This is a genomic window from Anaerotruncus sp. 80 (genome assembly GCF_009936115.1).
In the GTDB taxonomy this organism is placed as follows: domain Bacteria; phylum Bacillota; class Clostridia; order Peptostreptococcales; family Anaerovoracaceae; genus Senimuribacter; species Senimuribacter intestinalis.
Map to the genome: position 1 here is coordinate 1 of NZ_QWES01000039.1, position 22874 is coordinate 22874.

The 22874-nt window shown below is 40.9% G+C and carries 22 protein-coding genes and 1 pseudogene; 20 read left to right on the top strand and 3 right to left on the bottom strand.

The annotated features are described in order from the left end of the window. Positions 1 to 78 precede the first annotated feature (78 nt). Entirely contained in the window at positions 79 to 972 is an 894-nt protein-coding gene (locus D1155_RS15630) for an IS3 family transposase (RefSeq protein WP_347561004.1), read from the bottom strand. Positions 973 to 977: 5 nt separating this feature from the next. Next, positions 978 to 1652 (bottom strand): helix-turn-helix domain-containing protein, encoded by a 675-nt coding sequence (locus D1155_RS15635; protein WP_201759609.1) that lies wholly within the window; start codon positions 1650 to 1652, stop codon positions 978 to 980. Positions 1653 to 1821: 169 nt separating this feature from the next. Between D1155_RS15635 and D1155_RS14450 the strand changes: the two genes are divergently transcribed. From D1155_RS14450 to D1155_RS14490, 9 genes and pseudogenes are all read left to right on the top strand, one after another. Then, positions 1822 to 3378 (top strand): DEAD/DEAH box helicase, encoded by a 1557-nt coding sequence (locus D1155_RS14450; protein ID WP_160203124.1) that lies wholly within the window; start codon positions 1822 to 1824, stop codon positions 3376 to 3378. Beyond that, on the top strand, positions 3305 to 4828 hold the full coding sequence (rlmD, locus tag D1155_RS14455) for a 23S rRNA (uracil(1939)-C(5))-methyltransferase RlmD (protein ID WP_160203125.1): 1524 nt from the start codon (positions 3305 to 3307) through the stop codon (positions 4826 to 4828). Before D1155_RS14450 ends, rlmD begins: the two co-directional genes overlap by 74 nt. A 296-nt stretch (positions 4829 to 5124) precedes the next feature. After that, entirely contained in the window at positions 5125 to 6012 is an 888-nt protein-coding gene (locus D1155_RS14460) for a recombinase family protein (protein WP_279261915.1), read from the top strand. Positions 6013 to 6017: 5 nt separating this feature from the next. Then, positions 6018 to 6596: a hypothetical protein gene (locus D1155_RS14465; protein ID WP_160203127.1), complete on the top strand. Its 579-nt coding sequence runs from the start codon at positions 6018 to 6020 to the stop codon at positions 6594 to 6596. A 431-nt stretch (positions 6597 to 7027) separates the two neighbouring features. After that, positions 7028 to 7218, top strand: a pseudogene (locus D1155_RS14470) (helix-turn-helix domain-containing protein). Between the two features lie 14 nt (positions 7219 to 7232). After that, a complete protein-coding gene (locus D1155_RS14475; RefSeq protein WP_160203128.1) occupies positions 7233 to 8294 on the top strand; it encodes a DNA cytosine methyltransferase in 1062 nt (353 codons plus the stop codon). Continuing rightward, positions 8294 to 9364: a DNA cytosine methyltransferase gene (locus D1155_RS14480; protein WP_160203129.1), complete on the top strand. Its 1071-nt coding sequence runs from the start codon at positions 8294 to 8296 to the stop codon at positions 9362 to 9364. Before D1155_RS14475 ends, D1155_RS14480 begins: the two co-directional genes overlap by 1 nt. Beyond that, the gene (locus D1155_RS14485; protein ID WP_347561005.1) at positions 9364 to 10959 is read left to right on the top strand and encodes an AAA family ATPase; all 1596 of its coding nucleotides are present in this window, start codon (positions 9364 to 9366) and stop codon (positions 10957 to 10959) included. The genes D1155_RS14480 and D1155_RS14485 overlap by 1 nt, the downstream gene beginning before the upstream one ends. Before the next feature lie 14 nt (positions 10960 to 10973). Further along, positions 10974 to 12356: an LlaJI family restriction endonuclease gene (locus D1155_RS14490; protein ID WP_160203130.1), complete on the top strand. Its 1383-nt coding sequence runs from the start codon at positions 10974 to 10976 to the stop codon at positions 12354 to 12356. 60 nt (positions 12357 to 12416) lie between these two features. Here D1155_RS14490 and D1155_RS14495 read toward each other — a convergent pair whose 3' ends face one another. Then, a complete protein-coding gene (locus tag D1155_RS14495) occupies positions 12417 to 13562 on the bottom strand; it encodes a CGNR zinc finger domain-containing protein (protein ID WP_160203131.1) in 1146 nt (381 codons plus the stop codon). A 495-nt stretch (positions 13563 to 14057) separates the two neighbouring features. On the opposite strand from D1155_RS14495, the gene D1155_RS14500 reads away from it, so the two are divergent. The 11 genes from D1155_RS14500 to D1155_RS14555 all read left to right on the top strand — a co-directional run bounded on the left by D1155_RS14500 (position 14058) and on the right by D1155_RS14555 (position 22821). Then, complete coding sequence (locus D1155_RS14500; RefSeq protein WP_160203132.1) at positions 14058 to 14573, top strand: ECF-type sigma factor; 516 nt, start codon at positions 14058 to 14060, stop codon at positions 14571 to 14573. Positions 14574 to 14701: 128 nt separating this feature from the next. Beyond that, positions 14702 to 15469: a phage antirepressor KilAC domain-containing protein gene (locus D1155_RS14505; RefSeq protein ID WP_160203133.1), complete on the top strand. Its 768-nt coding sequence runs from the start codon at positions 14702 to 14704 to the stop codon at positions 15467 to 15469. 179 nt (positions 15470 to 15648) lie between these two features. Continuing rightward, positions 15649 to 15984 (top strand): TIR domain-containing protein, encoded by a 336-nt coding sequence (locus D1155_RS14510; protein WP_347561006.1) that lies wholly within the window; start codon positions 15649 to 15651, stop codon positions 15982 to 15984. A gap of 421 nt (positions 15985 to 16405) precedes the next feature. Further along, the gene (locus D1155_RS14515; RefSeq protein ID WP_160203134.1) at positions 16406 to 16960 is read left to right on the top strand and encodes an SLATT domain-containing protein; all 555 of its coding nucleotides are present in this window, start codon (positions 16406 to 16408) and stop codon (positions 16958 to 16960) included. Positions 16961 to 17222: 262 nt separating this feature from the next. Further along, the gene (locus tag D1155_RS14520) at positions 17223 to 17915 is read left to right on the top strand and encodes a DUF3990 domain-containing protein (protein ID WP_160203135.1); all 693 of its coding nucleotides are present in this window, start codon (positions 17223 to 17225) and stop codon (positions 17913 to 17915) included. Continuing rightward, positions 17881 to 18519, top strand: a complete 639-nt coding sequence (locus tag D1155_RS14525) for a helix-turn-helix transcriptional regulator (RefSeq protein WP_160203136.1) — start codon at positions 17881 to 17883, stop codon at positions 18517 to 18519. Before D1155_RS14520 ends, D1155_RS14525 begins: the two co-directional genes overlap by 35 nt. Positions 18520 to 18651: 132 nt before the next feature. Beyond that, on the top strand, positions 18652 to 19902 hold the full coding sequence (locus D1155_RS14535) for a DUF4375 domain-containing protein (protein WP_160203137.1): 1251 nt from the start codon (positions 18652 to 18654) through the stop codon (positions 19900 to 19902). 151 nt (positions 19903 to 20053) lie between these two features. Continuing rightward, positions 20054 to 20845, top strand: a complete 792-nt coding sequence (locus D1155_RS14540) for a phosphotransferase (RefSeq protein WP_160203138.1) — start codon at positions 20054 to 20056, stop codon at positions 20843 to 20845. Positions 20846 to 20966: 121 nt separating this feature from the next. Then, positions 20967 to 22058, top strand: coding sequence for a HipA domain-containing protein (locus tag D1155_RS14545; protein WP_160203139.1), 1092 nt, complete (start codon positions 20967 to 20969; stop codon positions 22056 to 22058). 30 nt (positions 22059 to 22088) lie between these two features. Then, positions 22089 to 22316 carry a hypothetical protein gene (locus D1155_RS14550; protein WP_160203140.1) on the top strand — a complete coding sequence of 76 codons (228 nt, stop codon included), beginning with the start codon at positions 22089 to 22091 and terminating at the stop codon, positions 22314 to 22316. An 88-nt stretch (positions 22317 to 22404) separates the two neighbouring features. Beyond that, positions 22405 to 22821, top strand: coding sequence for a YjdF family protein (locus tag D1155_RS14555; RefSeq protein ID WP_160203141.1), 417 nt, complete (start codon positions 22405 to 22407; stop codon positions 22819 to 22821). Positions 22822 to 22874 lie beyond the last annotated feature (53 nt).

Genomic DNA, 22874 nt, shown 5'->3' on the forward strand with positions numbered 1-22874 from the left:
TGAACTGCTACCCGTCAAGTAGACAATTAAAAAAATAAAATTTTCTGACCAGTCGGAAGTGTTTTCCGACTGGTATTTTTATGCGGCCTGCAGATATAACCGATGTTTTTCCATTGGGGTTAAAACTCCCAGGTTTCTCTGCAAACGCTTGTTGTTGTAGTACTCAATATAGTTTTCTATCATTCCCACCAGACTCTCTCTATTAGTAAATTTTCTCCCATAATACCGCTCACGTTTCAAAATGCCCCAGAATCCTTCCATTGGACCATTATCAATACACTTTGCCACTCTGGACATACTTTGCTTCATTCCCGCCGCTTCCAGTTTTGCATGGAAGACTCGATTCGTATATTGAAATCCTCTGTCACTGTGAAACAGTGGGTGGGCACTAGGATTTTTGCTTACCGCCTCATTAAAGGTGTCAAAAACTAAAGCATTGTTATTGGAATCACTGATGACATAGGCTACAATGCGCCGGTCATACAGATCTAAGATTGCGCTGAGATACACTTTCTTTTTTGTAATTCCTTCATAGTATTTAAATTCTGTAACATCAGTCAGCCATTTTTGATTTGGCATTTCTGCCTTGAACTGCCTGTTCAAAAGGTTTTCTGCAATATATTGTGGGTTCTTTGCCTGTCTGGTGCAGCCTTGATTCGTATACTTGATGGTTGACTTGATATTCAGCTTGCGGCAGATTCGCAGGACTCGCTTATCGTTTACATCAATCCGGTGGTAACGCTGAAGCTCATCTCTGATTCTTCGATATCCTTTGTCGGGACTTTCCGTATGGATTTGTTCTATCGTTTCCGCAATCTGCCTGTTTCGTAGTTCCTCTTTTGGTATCTGTCTGTTCAGCCACTTGTAGTATCCTGCATGGGATACCTGACCAATTTCGCATAATGCTCTTACCGGATAATGATGGGCTTTGTGTTCTTCTTCGATTGCCTGATATATGGCCTGGTGCCGCACCAGGCTTAGCCCCGCCTCCTCTCTATTTCCTCGAGTTTTTTTAAGAATGATATCTCCATTTCAGCACGCTTTTTCTCTGCTCTTAAAAGCCGGTTTTCTGCACGCAGCTTTTCCAGTTCGCTTAGTTCATCTTCGGATTTGCGATGACCGCGACCATCCCGAAGTCCTTCTACGCCCCGCTCTTCATATTTGATGATGTAGCTGCGAGCCTGCTGATAGGATATTTTGTACTTTTCAGCGGTTTGTGCATAATTTCGCTTGTGCGCAATACAATACTGCACGATTTCAATGCGTTCATCAAATGTTGTTTTTCGTCCTTTTGTCATGATGACAAAGCCTCCTGTTCCGGGTAACTTTAGAATCCCACCACTATTATACAGCTTTATCCACTTTTGGAGTTTACTTTTTGAACGAATCTCATATTTTTTACAGATATCATCCTGTGAACCTTTCCCAGACAGATAATCCTCAACTGCCCGCTGTTTAAGTTCCTTGGAATATTTTTTATATCCTTTTGTTAAAAATGCTGCAGTACCCATCGCCTCATAGTTACGAATCCATTGTTGAATAGAGCTCTGCGCAACCCCATACATTTTAGCCAGCTGTCTTTGACTTGATTTGCCATCAAGATAGATTCTTACGGCTGTAATTTTCTCTTCTGCTGATATTTTTCTAGACATACTAATGCTCCCTTCCAGATAACAAGTTTTTATTTTTTCACTTGTCTACCTAGAAGGGAGCATATCACTGCGACAGCCTTGATTTTGTTGTGTTTTCCGGCATTAATCCTGTCTTTTCGGCGGAAGGTATGGTATACTTTTATTAACGAGAAAAGAAAGAGAGAATTAAATGAATTACAACGAATCACAGATTGATAAGAGGATACTGAAAGGCCTGGATGAGATGGGTTTTGTTGAAATGACACCGATTCAGGAGATGGCGATTCCGGTGCTTCTGGAAGGAAAGGACATCATCGGGCAGGCGCAGACTGGAACCGGCAAAACGGCTGCTTTCGGTATCCCTATGATAGAAAACCTTCGCAGCAAAGCTAGCGGTGTGCAGGGACTGATTCTCTGTCCAACTAGAGAACTCGCCATTCAGGCCTCGGAAGAACTGAAGAAAATGGCAAAGCATGTGCCCGGTGTGAAAATCGGCGCTATTTACGGCGGACAGGATATTGAGAAGCAGTTCCGCCTTCTCCGCGGAAAACTTTCCATCGTAGTTGGCACGCCGGGGCGTGTGATGGATCACATGCGTAGAGGTACTTTGAAGCTGGATGCTTTGCAGATGCTGGTACTTGACGAAGCGGACGAAATGCTGAACATGGGATTTCGCGAGGACATCGAGACTATCTGCGAGTCTATTTCGGAGGAGCGGCAGACTGCGCTGTTTTCCGCCACCATGCCCGATGAAATTCTGGAAATCACCGGAAAGTATCAACAGAATGCGCTGCACATTCACGTGCCACAGGAGGAAATGACCATTCCTCTCGTCAAGCAGACCTATTATGTGGTAAAAGGAAGGGAAAAGGATACGTCTCTCTGCAGGCTTCTGGACTATATGTCACCGAAGCGGGCGCTGATCTTCTGCAATACTAAGCGGAAAGTCGACCAATTGACTTTGATTTTGAAGGGAAAAGGCTACTCGGCAGAGGCTTTGCACGGGGATTTATCTCAGCATCAGAGAGACCGGGTCATGACCCTTTTCAGAAGCGGAAAGCTGGAGCTTTTGCTGGCGACGGATGTTGCGGCAAGGGGCATTGATGTGGACGATGTGGATATGGTATTTAACTACGACATGCCTCAGGATATGGAGTACTATGTGCACCGAATCGGCAGAACCGGCCGCGCAGGCAGAAAAGGGAAGGCGATTTCCCTGATTACGCCGCGGGAGAAGTACAAAATTCGCTCCCTGGAGGATTACTGCAATACAAAGATTAAGGAAAAGGATATGCCGACGGCCGCAAGTGCTTTGACTGTCAAAGCGTACAAATCGGTGTCGGATGCTGTGGAATATTGTGAGGGCAAAGACCTGACTCCATATATGAAAATCGTATATAAGCGATGTGTAGACGACGGGCTGGATCCGCTGGAAGTGGCGGCAGCCTTTTTGCGCATGAATCTGGGAGAAATTGAACCGGAGTCAGAGCAGGAACCTTCAGAAAAACGGCGTTTGCGAGAAAAAAGTCACCGTAATGATAAAAGAAAAGGTGACAATGAATCGGGCGAAAAAAAGCGTCGAGGCGAAAAATCTGCGCGAGGTGTAAAGGAAAAGCGTAAGGCGGAAAAGTCCGGCAAGGGTTCTTCCGCAAAGAGCAAGAAAGGTAAAAAAGATGGAAAAAGGACAAATCGTTCAAATCAAAATAGAGGACATGACAAACGAAGGGCAGGGGCTCGGAAGAAGTAATGGCTTTGCGATCTTTGTAAAGGGCGCTGTGGTCGGCGATCTTGCAGAAGTGGAGCTTACTAAGGTAAAGAAGAACTACGCCTTCGGAAAGCTGCTTCGCCTAGTGGAGCCGTCACCGGACAGGATTACGCCAATGTGCGAATATAGCAGTCAGTGCGGCGGCTGCCCTTACAGCAGTCTTTCCTATGAGGCGCAGCTTGCACTCAAGGAAAAGCAGGTGCGCGATAAGCTGGTACGGCTGGGCGGAATTTTGGAGCCAGAGATGGAGTCGATTATCGGCATGGAGGAGCCTTTTCGCTATCGGAACAAGGCTTCTATGCCTGTTTGGACCGGCGGCATTATCACCCGCAAAGGCGGTATCGTGGAGAATTTGGGCGAGCCGGCGGTGGGTTTTTATCGTGCAAAGAGCCACGAGGTAGTGGACTGCTACGACTGTCTGATTCAGTCAGCGCCTGCTATGGCAGCGGCGGAGGCTTTGCGTCAGTTTATGGAAAGCGACCATATTACGGCTTACGACCCCAAGTGGGAAAAGGGTTTAATGCGCCATCTGGTGGTGAAAACTGCCCGTGGCACCGGCGAGGTGATGGTGGTGCTGGTCATCAACGGCAAAGGGATTCCTAATGCTGCCAAGCTGGTGGAAATGCTGGATGATGCCATTTATGAACTGCCGGTATCCGATGACGGCGTGGAATACAGCTTGGAGAGCGTGGTCATCAGCGTCTGCAAAGGTAAAAACGGCGCGATGCCGGGCAGTGTCATGGGGGAGGAGTTGATTACCCTTGCCGGAAAACCTGTCATCAATGAGGAAGTGGGCGGTCTGGTCTTTGAAATTTCACCTCATTCTTTTTATCAGGTGAACCCGGTGCAGATGGAGAGGCTCTACGCCAAGGCCATGGAATATGCCGGTCTTTCCGGCGAGGAGACGGTGCTGGATCTTTACTGCGGCGTGGGCACCATCGGGCTTTTCGCAGCGCGGCAGATGGAAGAGGCTTATATGGCGCGCCACGATGGCGTGCTGGATTATGACAAAGTGGGTCGCGTCATCGGTATCGAGTCGGTCAAAGGCGCCGTCCTCGATGCCAACCGCAATGCGGTCATCAATCACATCGTCAATGCCAGATATGTGTGCGGCCGTGCCGAAGAAGAACTGCCGAAGCTGGTCTCGGGCGAAGGCGCTGCGGCGGACGATGCCGGACTTCGGGTGGAAAAAGCCGATGTGGTGATTTTGGATCCGCCCCGTGCCGGCTGTGATGAAACGTTGCTGGAAACTGTGGTTTCTGTGGAGCCTGAGCGAATCGTCTATGTGTCCTGCGACCCGGCGACCCTGGCACGAGATGTGAAATATCTGGGCGAGCATGGGTATCGGTTTGAGAAGGGCGCGCCTGTGGATATGTTCCCTTGGGGCGTGCACGTTGAGTGTGTGGTTCTGTTGACTAAAGTACATAATTGATAGTGTAAAAATGCTCGAAATATAAGGCTTTTTCGGTGTTTCGATTGCGAAAAAGCAAGTGCTGAAAAATAGCTGAAAAGTACCGTAAATCCTACAATTTTTTATAGTTGAATAGACAGAAGTATTGAGAATAGGTTGGGTAGATAAAAATGTTTATTCCTAATATAGATTAAAGCAAGGCTGAGAATAGGATAATAATCATATAGAATGTATTTATAAATAAGTAGCCTATTTAGAAAGGAGTGGTAGTTATGCCAGGTAAGGTAAGAGTGATACCGGCAAAGACAAGTGAGCCAATGAGATGCGTTGTCATCTATGCTCGTGTGAGTTCTAACAGTATGGAACAGCTGAAAAGTTTAAAGGCACAGATTTCTGGTCTGGTTGGATTTGTATCCGGGCATAACAACTGGAAACTTGTCGATATCCATATAGATATTGCATCTTCTAAAAAAGGTTCTGTGCGTCCTGCGTTTCATCAGATGATAGAAGAATGTAAGGCTGGCCTTACAGATATAGTTGTCGTAAAGAATATTAGTAGACTTGGAAGAGATACTGTTGAAGTACTTGATGCAATCAATACTTTAAAAGAAGCAGATGTGCGTATTATTTTCAGACAGGAAGAACTGGATACATTAACGGTAGGAAGTTCTTTATTGATATCAACAATTGAAGCCTGCACTCAGGCAGAGAACGAAACACGAAGTGCGAACATCAAATGGGGCATCAAACAAAGAGTTGCTAACGGAAACTTAGGTTTTTATCGGAGAAAATGCTATGGCTATGATAAGGACGAAAATGGTGATCTAGTAATCAATGAAGAACAGGCAGTAATCGTTAGACTGATTTTTGATTTGTATCTTGGTGGTAAAAGCATATTAGGTATCGTCAAAGAACTTAAAGAGAGAGGTATTAAATCTCCTACAGGAAAAGATAACTGGCCTAAACGTTCAATAGAAGAAATGCTGAGTAATGAAAAGTATATAGGTATTGCAGTAGTGAATGTGGATGGCGAAAAAGGTCAGATTTATAAGTTAAACAATTCTCATCCGGCAATCATTTCAAAAGAGATGTTTGATGCTGTTCAGAAAACTTGTAAGCAACGAAGTAATGTTGAAACAGATGAACACGGAAATACTCATCGTAAGAGTACAAAGTATAGTTCAAAGAGAAAAAATAGGAGTTAAAATTTATGATAGTATATGCAACAAAACAAACGGTGGACAGATATGGATTTAAAATGCCGGAAGAATTTCAGAACCCGATTATGCGACCAATTGTTTTAGATGTATATAAGCGAGAAAAGGGAAATCCATTATTAGAGTGGGGAGCAAAGTTGTTTTACTTTGATCATCGTAAATGTATTCAAGTTTGTAATTTTGCAAGCAAATTTACAATTGTGCTTGTAGATGTAAAAAAAGCAGAGGTAGAGCTTATAGGAGATTCTATTGCAAGATATATGTTGGATATATATTCAGATGATAAGAAAATGACAGTTCTGTTGGAACGATTCTTTGAGGAGCATCCCTTAGTGTGTTTTTCTAAACTTACAGACCGAAGAATTATCTCAACTATGAATCGTTTTCAAAGCATATATCTTGAAGATGGATATTACTTATATAATTTTATCGAAAATAATGTCTTGCAGACAATAAAGCTGAACAGACAAATCAACAAAAAGTATTTGGTAACTGATAAGATTAACGGCAAGACGGATTATTTTTATCCTGCGGAGAGATTTGAAGAATTACTGGTAGAACACTATAAATAGCATACTTTCAGCAAAATATAAGCTTATTTGAAATACACATCAAATATAGCAAAAGCATCGAAAACAAAGGCTTTTTTGAACCTTTTACCCTAATTCTGAAAATAGCCTAACAATCTCATGTTGAGTGTGTGGTTCTGTTGACTAAAGCACATAATCGATAGTGTGAAAATGCTTGAAATATAAGGCTTTTTCTAGGGTTTTTGAACTGAAGATCAGACCACGAAATATACCTGAAAAAACGCATAAAACCTTGATGCTTTTATAGTTGGATAGACAAAAGTATTGATTTGAGGTTGGGTAGACAGAAATGATAAAAGTAAATTATGTGTGAACGTATCAATAAATATCATCAAATATATTGAAAATATCATCAAAGTTGATTATAATATAAATTGGTGTTTTGCGATGTGAGAACTATAGGAGGAAAAACTGTGGGGCAAAAATATAATGATAATTGGATAAATATAGATGAAGCTGCTGAATATCTAGGAATTAAAACAGTTACATTACGCGGGTGGATAAAAAAGATTCTACACTTCCTGCTCGCAAGATAGGAAAACAGTGGAAATTTAAAAAATCCGAATTAGACGAATGGGTCAAAAGCGGAAAAAGTGCCATGTAAAGGAGATTAAATGTATGAAGAAAAACATTGTTTCGGTTAGCTTGTTTTCAGGTGCGGGCGGATTGGACATTGCTAGTTGCATGGCCGGAGTTCCTGTTATATCAAGCACAGATTTTGATTCTGATTGCATTCAGACATTAAAAGCAAATGAGGATTATTTTGGAGAAACAGAAATATTTGAAGGAGACCTTCATCAAATCGAAAGTGACGTGTTCAAAAAAATAGTTGAAAAAAAGAATCCAGATAAGTTTATAGTAATCGGTGGAGCACCATGTCAGCCGTTTTCAAAAGCAGGGTATTGGGTAACTAATCAGGTGAGAAGGGGTATCAACGATCCTCGTGCGACTTTAGTAAATGAATACTTAAGAGTGGTTACCGATTTGCAACCAGACGGATTTGTGTTCGAGAATGTTGAGAGTTTGATGCATCCAACAAATAAGGTAATAGTAGATAAGTTCATCGAAATAATAGAAGAGAGTGGTTATAAGTATAAGATTGTACGTGCAAATGCATTAGAATATGGCGTTCCACAAAAAAGGAAGAGACTGTTTATTTTAGGAACAAAAGGCGAGTTTAAGACTGATGAGCCGAAGAAAACTCATGGTGATCCAAAAAATTGTGAAAAAGATGGTTTATTACCTTATGTTAATGTTGGTGAGGCTATCTCAGGATATGATGGACCTGAGTATTTTGAAGAGTATGAAATGACAGCAGGTGGTACATATCATGATGATTTATGTGAAGTACCTCCAGGAATGAATTATAAGGCGTTGACCGCTTGGGCGGGTCATCCTAATCCTAAATTTGTTGCAGATAAAAGATTTTGGAATTTCTTATTAAAGCTATCTCCTGATCAGCCGTCTTGGACAGTTTGTGCTCAACCAGGACCTTGGGTAGGACCTTTCCATTGGGACAATAGAAGATTAAGAACACCTGAAGTCGCAGCAATTCAGACATTTCCACAAAACTATAAGTTTTGTGGAAATAGAAGATCTGTTCAAAAGCAAATAGGTAATGCAGTGCCATGTCTTATGGGAAAAGCAATGATAGAATTCGTAAAGGAGAGTTTAGAATAATGCCAAACGTATTAAGTATTTTCTCAGGCGGTGGCGGTATCGACTGTGGATTCAAAAAAGCAGGATTTGATATATGCTTTTCGACAGATTTTTGGAAGCCAGCTTGTGATACATTAGAGAAGAATAAAGTTGGTAAGCTAGTTGTATGTGATGACATAAGAAAGATTAACTACGATGAATGCCTTGCCAAAATAGATATGAAAAAATCGGACATTGATATTCTTGTTGGGGGACCACCTTGCCCTGCTTACTCGAAATCACGTTTTTATCGTACTGATAAAAAAAGAGCATTAGAAGATGAAAATTCTTTTACGCTCTATGAATATTTCAGAGCATTAGATGAGATAAGACCGAAGGTGTTTTTCTTTGAAAATGTTTTTGGATTTGTATATAAGCCACATAAAGCCGCATTTGATTTGCTGAAAAGTAAGGCAGAAGAATTCGATTATGAGATAACATACAAGGTTGTTAATACCGCGGATTATGGTATTCCTCAGACCCGAGAAAGATTTATTTGTGTTGGTGTAAGGAGAGACTTTGCCGATAAGTTTGTATTCCCTGAGGAAACGCATTATAGTCCTGAAAAATATCCAGATGGAGTTGCTGGAAGAAAACCTTGGGTTACCTGCAGAGATGCTATCGGTGATTTAGACTATCCTTTACCAGAGGATGAACAGATGCAAGCGGGTTCAAAGCACAAAGATTTACTCAAGTTAGTTCCTCCAGGGGATAATTACTTGTATTTCACTGAAGAGAGAGGCTATCCTAATCCTATATTTAAATGGAGATCAAGATACTGGTCATTTTTGTTGAAACTCTCGCCAGATAGACCTTCTTGGACTATTCAGGCTAGTTTTTCTAATAATATGGGACCGTTTCACTGGACTAATAGATTTTTGAGAATCAATGAAATAAAAAGGATTCAGACTTTCGCTGATGATTATGAATTGTATGGAGATTTTAGAGAGCAGTGGAGACAGGTGGGTAATGCAGTGCCTGTTGATATGGCAGCATTGGTTGCATCAAGTATTATGAAACAGTATTTTGAGAAAAGTGAGGTTGATCAATAGTGAAAGAAAAACTACAATCATTATTTAGTATATATGATGAAAATGTAGTTGTAATTGAAAATAGTAATACAAGTGAACTGTTTGAGATTAGAACACAGAAACACGGAACTTACTTTGTCTGTGCTAAAGAATTAACTTTTGGTGGCCGAGAAAATCTTGATTACGAACAAAGAATCCAGATAAAAGGTGCATCAAACAACTATATAGAAGAGAAAATTCTTCAAGGAGAAAAAGGACTTCTTTTAGGAATTATTACTGATGATAGTGGAGAATCCATACTTTGCACATTTAAGGTTAAACATTCAAATGCAAAGAATACTATCTCAAAGCAAATAAAGAATGAAACCATTAGCAATGCAATGTTGAACGGTTTTGCTCAACAATTAAAAGGAACTGAATATGCGTGTGCCTTTCGTAAGGAGTTATTGTATTTTTATTTAAGTAATACAGATTGGATTCATGATGACAGATTAAGAAACATGAATGAACACGTAGAAACTGTAGTCGTAGAAGAAGTATCTAATGATGATTCTGAAATCGATAGATTAACAACAGGAGAAAATGTCCTTCTTTATGGTGTTCCGGGTTCTGGTAAAAGCTGGACTATCGAACATGAGTATTGTAAGCCAGGAAGTGTTGTAGAAAGACTGGTATTCCATCCTGACTATACTTATTCGGATTTTATCGGACAGATTCTTCCAGCAGTTGCTGAGGATGGACAGGTAAGTTATAAATTCACTCCAGGACCTTTCACAAATATTCTTCGTGAGGCATATCAGAATCCAGGAACAGAGTATATTCTTATCATCGAAGAAATTAACCGTGGTAATGCTCCGGCTATCTTCGGTGAGGTATTCCAGCTTCTTGACCGTAAAGTTGAAATCTGTGATATTGATGATGGATATCCGATTGGAACTAGTGAGTATGGTATCACTAATATGAGTATTGCTGAAGAGATGTATGGTAAGGATAGAAAGACTGAAAAGGTTCGTATTCCATCAAACCTTTCTATTATTGGTACAATGAATACATCAGATCAGAATGTTTTCACATTAGATACAGCATTCCAGCGAAGATGGGATATGCGTCTTATAGAGAATGATTTTGAAAATGTTGACCCGACACTTGCAAATGCAGAAATCCTAGATACTACAGTTACATGGAGAAACTTCTGTGTTGAGATTAATAAGGTTGTTGTTGGAAACAGTGCAAGAATGACTTCTGCTGAAGATAAGAGACTTGGGGCATACTTCGTTCATCTTCGTGACCTTAAGTTCAACGATGAGATGGGTGATTTGAAGGAATACGATACACTTCGTAAGGAAGAAAGCAAAGGAACTCTTACACCAGAAGAGAAGACACAGATTGCTGTTATCCGTGATGCTATGAGACAGAACAGAAAGTTCCCTGAAAAGGTAATCAAGTATCTATGGGATGATGCATTCAAGTTTAACCGAGAAGTAATCTTTGAGGTTACAGAGTATCAGAGCCTTGAACAGGTAATCCATGCATTTATGTATGCCAAGGGATTAGATCGATTTAAGGTTTTCAAAGACAATGTGAAGAGTGCGTTTACTGGAGCAGAAGAAGAGTAAGGTGGTGAGGATAGATGGATTTAGGCTCAGCGTTAAATTCAATCATGGAATATGATATCAAAAATCATTGTCATATTAACAGCAATGAAGAAGGTGACCGTTTTGTAGGTATCAAAGCTGATTCCGATAATGCTATGGTCTATTTCCCTATCGGATACGAACTGCCGAAAACCGATGCTGAAATCAGAACAGACATTAAGCATCTGATACAAGTGCTGTCTGAGTTTACAACAAAGGATGACCGTTTACTTGCTATCAATAAGTTTGCAGCACCACAGACAGTCGACTTTCCTATTAATGCATATAAGAGTGTCATCGAATACTATTTTTCGATCGGTGGTACATATTATGTTGAGAAAGAACAGGTATATATCACGGCACCAACTGGAAAGCAGGACTGGGCGAGAACCGCAAGAAAACAGATGCCCCTTGTGCAGAGTAGAAACGGTGTAAGTTCGTTTGTGTTTACTCAATTTGAGGTTCGTTCCTCGACACCAAACGATACAAAGGAAATAACTCAGATAAACCGTTTCTGTGTTTATGAGGCATTTAAGAGACTCGGATGGTTGTATGTTCCGTCTAAGCCGGAAGAACCAGGACCACACCCAGATGTAAAGACGTCAATTAGGATAGTTCAAAATAAGCTTGCTACGACAAACGATGATAAGAAAAAATCTTTATTCCGTGGCATGAAAGATATGCTTGAGTATATGGATGAGCAGACTTCTGATAAGCAGTTCTACTTTGGTACTGATGATTTCGACCATGTGTGGGAGAAACTTATTGATAGGGCATTCGGAGAAAAAGATAAGGAAAAGTATTTTCCTCGTTCAAGATGGCTGCTTGATTACGGCAAGTACAAGGAAAAGAGACCTTTGATGCCGGATACCATTATGATTTACAATGGCAAGTATTACATCCTTGATGCCAAGTGCTATAAGTATGGTTGGACAGGCATTCCTAATGATCTTCCTAATGGCACATCAATCAATAAGCAGATTACATATGGTGAGTATCTGGAAAAATATAAAGGTGTAGACACAGACTCACTATTTAATGCATTTATTATGCCGTACAACATGGTCAAGAACCATTTCAAATTTACATCAGTTGTTGGAAACATTGGTGAGGCAGTCGGTGACTGGAGATACAACAAGAAACATTATGAACGAATCCAGGGAATTGTTATGGATACAAGATATCTTATGTATCATTATTCCGGCAAGCCGATGAAGGAGAAGGTTGCTCTTGCTGAATGTATCGAGGCAGTTCTGGGGAGAGATGAAATAAAATCTACTGGAGAGGCACCAGTAACAAAGGAAAAACCATATACACCGATCCCAGTGGTATCAATGGCTGCTGAAGACACAGTCCCATACGGTGTAGATGAAAAATAAAAAACTGATAAATATTATAAAACCTCTGTTTGCAGATGATTGCAGACAGAGGTTCTTTTCTTATAAGCCTTCTTTTTCTCTTTTTCTTTTTCGGTAGCGGTCTTGCGTGACTCTATTGCAACATTTCTGGCTGCAGAAACGATTCCTTGTTGAAGTAGTTTTTACAAGGAAGTAACGGCCGCATCTAGGATTATCACAAGGACGATACAATTCAAGGTCTGGTTTCAAATAGAAGATGGAGAAGTAAGCTGCACAAAGAAGTGAATCTACTTTCCATGAAGGGGCCATTGTTTCTGAATTATAAACAGGATGGATACCATCAAGGTTAGCGTTGATTTCTTCTCCGATGATGTACTTTGCGATTTCAATTAGTGCTGTTTTCATTTCATCAGAGAACTCCCCGGAACTGTCTCCGTTCATTTCATAAAGGAAATGGAAGAGGAAGTCAGAGATTTTCTTGGTCATATCCTGCTTTTCATAATTAACAAACATCGAAGTAATATTTTGATAGAATCCATTTTGATATCCTGGTACAGAAGAGTAGCCACCAATAATATTATTGTAGTCTTGGATGTTCAGAGCATAAGAACCGTATACACAATCAGTGATATTATAAGTATCTCCATCAAATGATTCTTGCTGTCTGCCGTAAGATAATTGAGCAGGTGGATTCATAAGTGTATCTACATATTTGAGATGACAGCTGGAGTATGAGTCTTTCATTGAGTCGGTTTTTATTGTGAGATCCTCAGAGAACAGTAAAGAAATCGTCAAGTCGCAAATCTTCTTATAATTCTTTTTGATCTCGTTTGCAGCCGTCATTAACTCAACGGTCATTTTCAGTCTGTTGATTATTCCGTATAAAGATACCTCGTCAAATTCTTCATAAGCACCTGCACAAACTGGAAATAGGAAACCATTTCCTTTCAAGAAGGATACGAGTTCCTTGGTGGGTTTATTAGCAAGAGACATCAGAGTACCGAGAATGTTTCTTTCTTCGATTGTTCCGTTAGGTGCAATACGGACTAATCCATCTTTAGCTGCATATCCAAAAAGAATAGGCTGTTCCGGCATAGCCTGCAATTTGAATTTACTGATAGGCGCTGCTCCTGGAGCAACGTGTTCTATATCTTCAACGCAGTCGCAGCTGCAACTTTCAAACCTAAATAAAATATTTTCAAAAAAATTTTCTTTAATCTGGGGCATTTTTGGCTCCTTTCTATGGTCGGAAAGTCATGGCATATGTCATGGCTTTATTTTTTGCCTAAAAATAGTAATTGTAAATTATATCTAATATGCTAATTATACTTGATTGCTACCTAAAACACAATACTTATAACATTACTATTCTATAAAAGTTATGTTAAAAATTACTATCTTCAATTACTTTTTGCCGTTGATTATACTTATTACAGAGTTAAGCAATAACTCTGATGTGATCCCGGTTAACGAAATCAAGATCGTTATATAAGGTGAGAACGTCACTCAGTAATTAATATCACAAGGCCTGATTAGCTATAAGGGCATTGGGATGCAGATATCGACATCAACCACAGGACAACCTGTGGAAGGTGTGATAGAGGTACCCTTATTTCCTTATGCCCTTTTTCAGGCTTCATGGGTCGGTACTTCTACAAGCACCAACCTTTATTTGTTCCCATTGCTCTTCTGCTGAGAACCAGGCAGAAAGGCAGGAACATTATGAAAATCAAGATTCGTTACGAGAACGAGTACCAGACCCTTGAGGTCGAAAACGTGGAATTGGAGAGATGGCTTAATATCTCCATTTCAGAAGATGAGAGTCAGGAAGACTACGAACAGAGAATCCAGGATGTAATCGAGGAGAGATTCAACAGACCCGACTACAACAGCTGGCACAAGCATGACCGTCATACTGGCAATGCTTATATGAAGAGCAAGGACGGAACAATTGAGGTCAACGCAGAAGAAGCAATCATGTACAGAGCAGCTGATAAGTCAGTCTTTGACGGTTCTATTGACGGAGTACATAACCAGCTTGAATACGAAGAGTGCTGTGAAACTTTGAGAAGTCTTCTTAAACCTGCAGTGGCAGATATGGTCATTGCTATTGCACTTGACGGGTACACTGTTGGCGAGTATGCAGCATCAATCGGCGAGGATGCCAACACTGTCAGTCATCGTTACAGACGTGCAATCAACAAATTAAAAAAAGCTTTTTCAAAAACGTCCTTTTAACCCTTCTCCCAAGGCTACCAGGTAAGAGGGTGATTCCTTGGCAGGAACGGCAACTCCTTTGTCCTTGCGGCCATTTCCCCTAACAGGGGAATCCCCTCCGAGAAATTTTATTTAAGGAGGTAATTCGTATGGAATTACAAGTATTCAACAGCACAGAGTTTGGCTCTGTAAGAACAGCAACTGTAAACGGTGAGGTTATGTTTGTCGGCAAGGATGTAGCAGACATTCTCGGGTACCAGAATGGTAGTCGAGATATCAACCGCCATGTAGATGAAGAGGACAGACACAAGGTCATGATCTTTGATGGTAACCAGGATAAGGAGACCATCATCATCAATGAGTCTGGACTTTACAGTCTTATCCTTTCAAGCAAGATGCCGAATGCGAAGAAGTTCAAGCATTGGGTTACATCAGAAGTTTTTCCGGCTATCCGTAAGCATGGAATGTACGCCATCGATGAAATCTTGGAAAATCTTGATCTTGCGATTGCAGCACTCACACAGCTTAAGGAAGAGCGTGAGAGAAGAAAGCAGCTTGAATGTCTGGCACTTGTTCAGCGTCAGCAGATTGCAGAACTCCAGCCAAAGGCAAGCTACTATGACCTTATTTTACAGAACAAGAATACAGTTCCTATTACACAGATTGCAAAGGACTACGGTATGAGCGGTCGCAAGTTCAATGAACTTCTTCACGAACTTAGGGTCCAGTACAAGTTCAGAAAGACCTGGCTTTTATATCAGCACTATGCAGAGTGTGGATACACACAGTCCCGTACCTACGCAATCGATGAGAGCAGAAGTGTGATGCATACCTACTGGACTCAGAAGGGCAGACTTTTCCTTTATGACCTTTTGAAGAATGAAGGCATCTTACCAGTTATCGAACAGGAGGATTAAGAGATATGGGTATTGATAAGTTTAATCACGAAGGGTACTTTGACCCGACCACATATGAGGCTCTTACCAACATTCACCGTTATTGAAAGAGGGTATATTATGCGTCCTTTCGGAAAAGAGAAACAGATATTTATTAGTCATTCATCAAAGGATAAAGGCGATGTGGAGAAATTGGTACCATTTTTAAACGGACAAGAGATTCCTGTCCAGTAAGTGAATCTATTACAAACAGTGTACAAGAGGGAATTGATAACTCAAGTAGCGTGCTTTTTTGGATTACAAAGAATTTTCTTGCGTCAAGTTGGTGCAAGTTCGAAATGACGGCATTTATCAAAAAATTGGTTGAAGAAAATGGAAAAGTGTTTATGGTGCTGGATGATGAAATCAGTACAAAAGAGCTCCCTGTGTTTTTGAGGGATATTAAGTATATTAAAAAGGAACGAAGAGATATTTATGAAATTGCAGGTGAGATTATAAAAGTATTGAAGCAAGAACTGCAATCAGGCTATTTCTAAATTGGGAGCATTACTAATCTGTTGTTATGTTTAGCAACAAATTCAAAGAAAGTATTGTAAAACGTTATATTGAAACAAGTTAAGAAAGGGACTAGGCAGAGTCACCGCTGCTATTCGCTCAAATTTTTGTCCTGACCATAGATTTTCCTATAGAGATGTCTTTGGTTGAGTCAGTACTTTCTATCTTGATTTTGTATGCGTTATGTACGATTCAATTTAGAATAGTATCTGCCAGTGGGACTGTATCACCGCCAAGCTGTTCATACTATCAATCGTAGTATCTGGATTCACTATGAACTAGAAGTCCCCCTTGCGAGATGACGTGTATCGGTATATTGTGATGTAGAAATTTTGGCACGTTTGCAGACTGTGCTGCATGATATAGTAGGAGAAATTCAAAAGACAGAAGGGGTAAATTTAGATGAGTCAAAATCATAAGGACGCATTAGAAACCCAAATCCGTGAAGCTTACGGTCGTCTTGTATATACCTATACAGCACATTTAAAACAGGCGGAACGCCTTGTAAATAGAAATAAGCATATCAGATACTGGCAGATCGTTTTTTCTGCTGTAACCACTGGTGGAATTTTGACATCGGCAATATCTAATCAAAGTGTATTGGTCTGGGTCAGTGGAATTGCTTCAACCGCATTGCTGGGCTTAAACCTGTATATTAAGGATTTTAATCTGGCTGATGATATTAGAAAGCATCGTACAGCTGCAGATGATTTGTGGGTGACACGGGAAAAGTACGTGTCGTTACTGACCGACTTAGACACGCTGAGCGAACAGGAAATTAGAGAAATGCGTGATGAATTGCAAACCCGAACAGCAGAAATTTATAAATTAGTACCGGCAACTGACGCAAAGAGTTATAAGGCAGCAGAGAAGGCCCTCAAAAATGAAGAGAAACATTTTTTTACATCAGATGAAATCGACAGAATATTACCGGAACATTTGAGAAAAACCTTTTAAAAACTAAATTACATGGGAAATCATGAATAGAAAATCATAAACAGAAAAACAAGAACTAAAACGTGAAAAAGAAGAACGAGATTTTTCGCAGCTCCAATAAAGCCCCTTTTCCTAGGTGAATGGGGGCTTCTTTGTACTCACACGATAGTGAGAACATCCTTTTCCTCGATTATATCACTAAAATGATATAAAAACAGAAAAGCAATTGAATGAACATCACTTTGGTGATATAATTCAAGCAGGGCAAATGGAGGATAGGAAAATGAGTAAACTAATTACGTTATACCACGGCTCTGCTAAAATTGTAGAACAGCCGGTTTTTGGCGAAGGAAGAAAGAATAACGACTTTGGACAGGGCTTCTATTGCACCGCAAGCGAGGAACTTGCCAAGGAGTGGGCTGTATCTTCTCTCCATGATGGCTTTGCAAATCAATATATACTGGACACTGAATACTTGAACATTTTAAATTTGAACAGTCCCGATTATACAATACTAAACTGGATTGCTGTTTTGGTAGAGCATCGTTTGTTTCCTATTAAAACGCCTGTAGCTGGTCGGGCAAAGAAATATTTGATTGAGAACTTTGGCATTAATGTAAATGCATTTGATATGATTATTGGATATCGTGCAGATGATTCTTACTTTGATTATGCGCAGCTTTTTCTTAATAATGGGCTCACGGTAGAGCAGCTTGCTTACGCTATGCAGCTTGGAAAGTTAGGCGAGCAGGTTGTTATCAAATCAAGATTAGCCTTTTCTAATTTGATGTATAAAGGATTCAGCGCCGCTGAAAAAGATCAATATTATGTCCTTCGCAAAGCAAGAAATGATGAGGCAAATCAGCTATATTTAGAAATGCTTGAGAAAGAAAAGGACGGACTTTATATTCAGGATATTATGAGAGGAGGCATTAAAAACGATGACCCACGCATACCGAGAAATATATCTAAGTAATGCCCAGTCAGTACTTGGCGACGCCTTTGATTATGCAGTAAACACTTGCAGCATTAACGGAAATGATTTTGTGAATCTGTTTATTGTAAGTTCTGTCAGCAAGAGAATGGAAAATGGAGAGCCTGCTTGTCTCACGGGGAAAAGCGGCATAGAAATCGCAAGAGAGGTTGTCCTGGAAACAAAGGGACAGGAACTTCAAAAGGCCCCGCAGGAACGTTTTGGACGTTCAAAGGAGTATTGGATTGGATGGGCAGTTGCCTACTACCAATGGGCTTCTGGCAGAAGATACAGCGAAATCTTTAGCGTTAATACCTTTGAGGACTTGCAGAAAATGTACGATACCCTTCATGAGGCGGATGTAACGAAATTCGCTGATATTGTAAATGTACGAATGAAAGAGTATTATTTTGAAACCAATCTGAAACGGATTCGTACAATTTATGGACTTACGCAGGCAGAGTTAGCGGAGCGTGCCGGTGTTACGCTGCGTTCTATCCAAATGTATGAGCAGAGGAATAAAAACATTAATAAGGCAAGTGTGGATACGGTGTATAAACTTGCAAAAACACTTGGATGTACAATAGAGGACCTGATTGAGAAATGATTTTGAGAATCCTTACGGAAAAGAAGGACGTGCGGATATCGGTGCAGGCACATCATTCTTTTGTTGACGGCATACATGTCGGGAAATTTGAGGAAAGATTACAAGCGCATTTGAACGGGAAGATATAATAAAATGAAAAAATATAAAAAGAAAGACATAGAAGTTGCCCTCAAACAGATTGCAGAGAGTATCGCATACTGTAGAGCTCAGTTGGAAAATTTAATCAGGGATACACAAGAGTACCTCGAGTTTAGTAATAAAATAGAGGCTTTGCAAATTTCGGAAACCTTGGTGAAAGGTGGCGATGGTACCCAATATAGTTTGAAGGACTTGAGAAAATCCATTAATCTGGCAATGGTGGCTATTAATGATGCATTAGAGGAAGACTGCAATTTAACAAAAGAAATAGCAACGGCATTTGTTTCTGAGGAACTGTGTACGAGACTAATCAGAAAAGCCCAAGAGGAAGCTGTGCAGTGTAAGAAGGAACTGGAAAAGCTAAAAATGAAGTATGAAAAAGATTTTGATTTGTGGAGTTATGAAAAAGGACTTCATGTTGTTGCTCACAAGTATCATGAGAATTTTAGCATAAGTACGCTGTTTTCAAATACTGGGGAAGAATTATTTCGTGAAGGCAAAAAGGAAGAGGGCATGGCTTTCATTAAGGCAGCAATGAAAGATTTTGATGATATTTCTGATGAGATAACGTTATACCTTCTAGCGGGACAATATTATATCGAACATGGTGAAATTCAGGAGGGAAAAGAGTATCTGTTAAAACTCTGCACGGAAACTGCCGAGAATTATGAGGAAGCGATTGCGTCTCGCGGCCTGACTGATGTTTGGGAAGCGTATTGCTATTTGGTTGAGGAACAGATTGAAATGTCTGAAAAGCCAAATCAGCCAAAACCTATTGAGCAATGCACAATGCTTATTGGGGATATATTAAAATTACCAGAAGACAAAATGATTATTGCATTATCTGAACATTTAGATGAAAGAACTAGATACGGGGACAATCTCTCACATTTGAACCAATGGGAGAGAAATATCTATGACGTAATCACTCTGAGCGGCGAAGTGAATTCAGGGGGCTTTGATTTTTATTTGACGCATCACTGCCAGCGCTTTAATCAAGTGCGAAAAGCCCTGCTGGCTATGGGTGCTGTGAGCATGGTGCAGTTGTTAGATGATGTACAGGAAAAGTTTCCTACACAAAAAATACCAAGCAGTATGCGTCAAATTGAGGATGTTCTGGAAGAGATGACCATGCGAGGAATTGATTTTGAAAAAGAGGATATGCGTTATTATGACGCAGAAGAGGAAAATTTGATGGAAAAACTATATTTGTATATTGAGACAAATAGGAAAAAGCTTCGGTAGTTGGATTTAAAATAAAAAATTAAAGAACTGTTCGTTTTAGAGTGTGGCAAATCAAAATGAAATTTTCCTTTTCGGACAGCCAAAGTCTAACGGAATGGTAAGAGAGACAGAACTTTGACGTATTGAACAGATAATCAAACCGGAGGTATATATGAAACGAAACCCGATAAAACTGGACATCGAAGTATATCCTGAAGCAGTGACAAATTACATGAAGGATGCTGCGCTTTACGACAGCAGCTGTTCACCTCAGGCGAAGGTGATTTTTATCGATAGGGACGACGGCTATTTTCTGAAAGAGTCTGCGGCAGGAACGCTGAAGACAGAGGCGCAGATGACAGCGTATATGCACTCTTTGAAGCTGTCTGAAGAGGTGCTGTATTATGATACGTTTCATGGAAGGGATTACCTTCTGAGCCGGCGGGTGCAGGGCGAGGATTGTACTCATCCGGATTATTTGTCAGAGCCTGAAAGGCTTTGCGATACTATGGCGCTGCAGCTTCGAAGACTGCATGAAACGGACGGGAAAGGCTGTCCGGTGCAGAATAGAATTACGACGTATATGGAGGCCGTAAAGTGTGGACTTGACGGAAAAAGTTTTGAGCCGGATTTGTTCAAGGGAATTTGGCAGTTTGACTCCTTTGAAGATGCAAGACGCGCTGCCGAGGAGGGCATGCCCCTTTTAAAGAAAGAGGTTCTGATTCATGGGGATTATTGCCTGCCCAATATTATCCTGAACAATTGGGAGTTTTCAGGGTATATTGACCTTGACTGCGGCGGCATTGGAGACCGGCACATTGATGTACTTTGGGGAATCTGGACTCTGAACTATAATCTTGGGACGGCCCAGTACACGGAGCGTTTTATAGATGGTTACGGCAAGGATTTGATTGAGCCCGAAAAATTGAGAATGATTGCCGCTATGGAAATGATTGGAGGGTAACATCGAAAAAGTACACTTCGTCAGATAAAAAGGCTGCTATAAAAGAGGTGTTTTACACATTGCACAGTGGCATTTTGTGAAGTATAATAATATCAAATCAATTGGAAGGGAGGCGAACTGCTTGAAATCATTATCAGGTTATCTGATGTCAGAGGATAGAAGAATCGCCACAATTGAAAATGGAGAGATTGTTGCGGCTGACGATGCCTTGCTGCCGCTTTATTTAAAAAGGACAAGGAACATAGAGGGTTGGCTGGCAAGCCGTGCAATCGACACGCATAGGGCAAATTCACGCCTTCTGAAAAAAGTACTTCGCTTGCGCACAGCTGATGATGCGGAGACGGCGCTGTCGGTCAACGGTGCAACGATCACGGATACCTATTGGATTTGTCCTGCGGATCAGTCGCTGAATTACGCGGATATTTGCTTTAAAGAAAATTATTTCGATGGACTTGCCCTCTGTGGTGATCCTGATAGCTTTTCGCTGAAACCTTCCAGAACGCCGGAACTTACTAATATAGGCAGTTATGAAAAGTGCTGGCGGCAAAAGGATGGCGTTTGGTGGCTTTACAAAGCAGGCACAATTCAGGAATACTTTTCAGAGCTGTTCATCTACAGGCTGGGCATAGCGATGGATTTTTCTATGGCGTATTATGAGATGGACGGAGATTATATCAGAACCAAAGACTTTACAGAGGGTGCTAAAGTGAACTTTGAAACTGCTGACGGTTTTATGGGTGATGATGACGATTACAGCAGATGTTATGACCAGTTGTGCGAGATGGGTTCTGATTTGAGAGCGGACTACCTGAAAATCCTATGGCTGGACACGCTTTGCTTTAACATGGATCGCCACACAAAGAATTTTGGTCTGCTGAGAGAACAGGTTACCGGTAAAATTTTAAAAATGGCGCCGAACTATGATAATAATATTGCATTGATTTCCAGAGGATACAGTAAGGATGTTACGCGCAGCACTGATGGACTGATTCGATTCTTCCGTGAGTTTGTAGATGAAAATCCGGGCGCAAGGAAACTGCTTGGCGAAATGGTTCAGAATGGTGAAATTCCAATCGTAACAGAGGAAATGATTTTGCGGGTCTTTGCGGAAACAGATGCACAGCTGCTTGAAGCAGTAATTAATGAAACTTACGTGCGGGAATTTATAATGAATGGACAGGCACAGTTGTTGGATATGCTGAGAAATTCTTAAAGCAGCAGTAATAAAGCGGAAGGGAAAGAGATGAATTTAAGTATACCCCGGGGGATAGTAAAAGTTTCAAAGTATCCTCTTTTCCATGGGCAATACAGCGAGAGTGGTGAGGGTGCAAACGCTTGGGCAGGCAGTCGTCCCAATATTTTGAATGTAGCAGTTACAAGAGCAAAACAACGGCTTTACATCGTGGGAGATAAGGATAAATGGACAAAAGAGCGATATTTTAAGATTGCTTATGATATTTGTGATAGGTAGTCCGGCCGCACTCCTGCAGAGTGTAAGTAACCCTCCCTCCTTGGGTCGTCCGTTCTTTGTGCATAAAACATTTTAAGGAGGAACTTTTATGGACAAGGTATCGGGAAAACTGACTGTATTCTTTGAGGAACCCTTTTGGGTGGGCGTCTTTGAGCGCATAGATAGGAACAGGCTGTCGGTGTGCAAAGTGACCTTCGGCGCGGAGCCGAAAAGCTGCGAAGTATACGAGTTTGTGCTAAAGAATTACGATCAGCTGCGATTCAGTCCGGCTGTGGAGACGGCGATAAAAAAGACCAGCCGCAATCCAAAGAGACTACAAAGGGAAGCACACAAACAGATGCAGAGTCGGGGTGTCGGAACAAAATCTCAGCAGGCTTTAAAGCTGCAGCATGAGCAGATGAAGGCAGAGCGTAAGCAGCAAAGTCGGGCTCAGAAGGAAGCTGAGGAAAAGCGGCAGTTCGCATTGAAACAGCAAAAAAAGAAAGAAAAACATAGAGGCAGGTGACTGTCTCTATGTTTTATTGCAAGAGAAAATAAAAACCGCAAAAAATGTTAGGC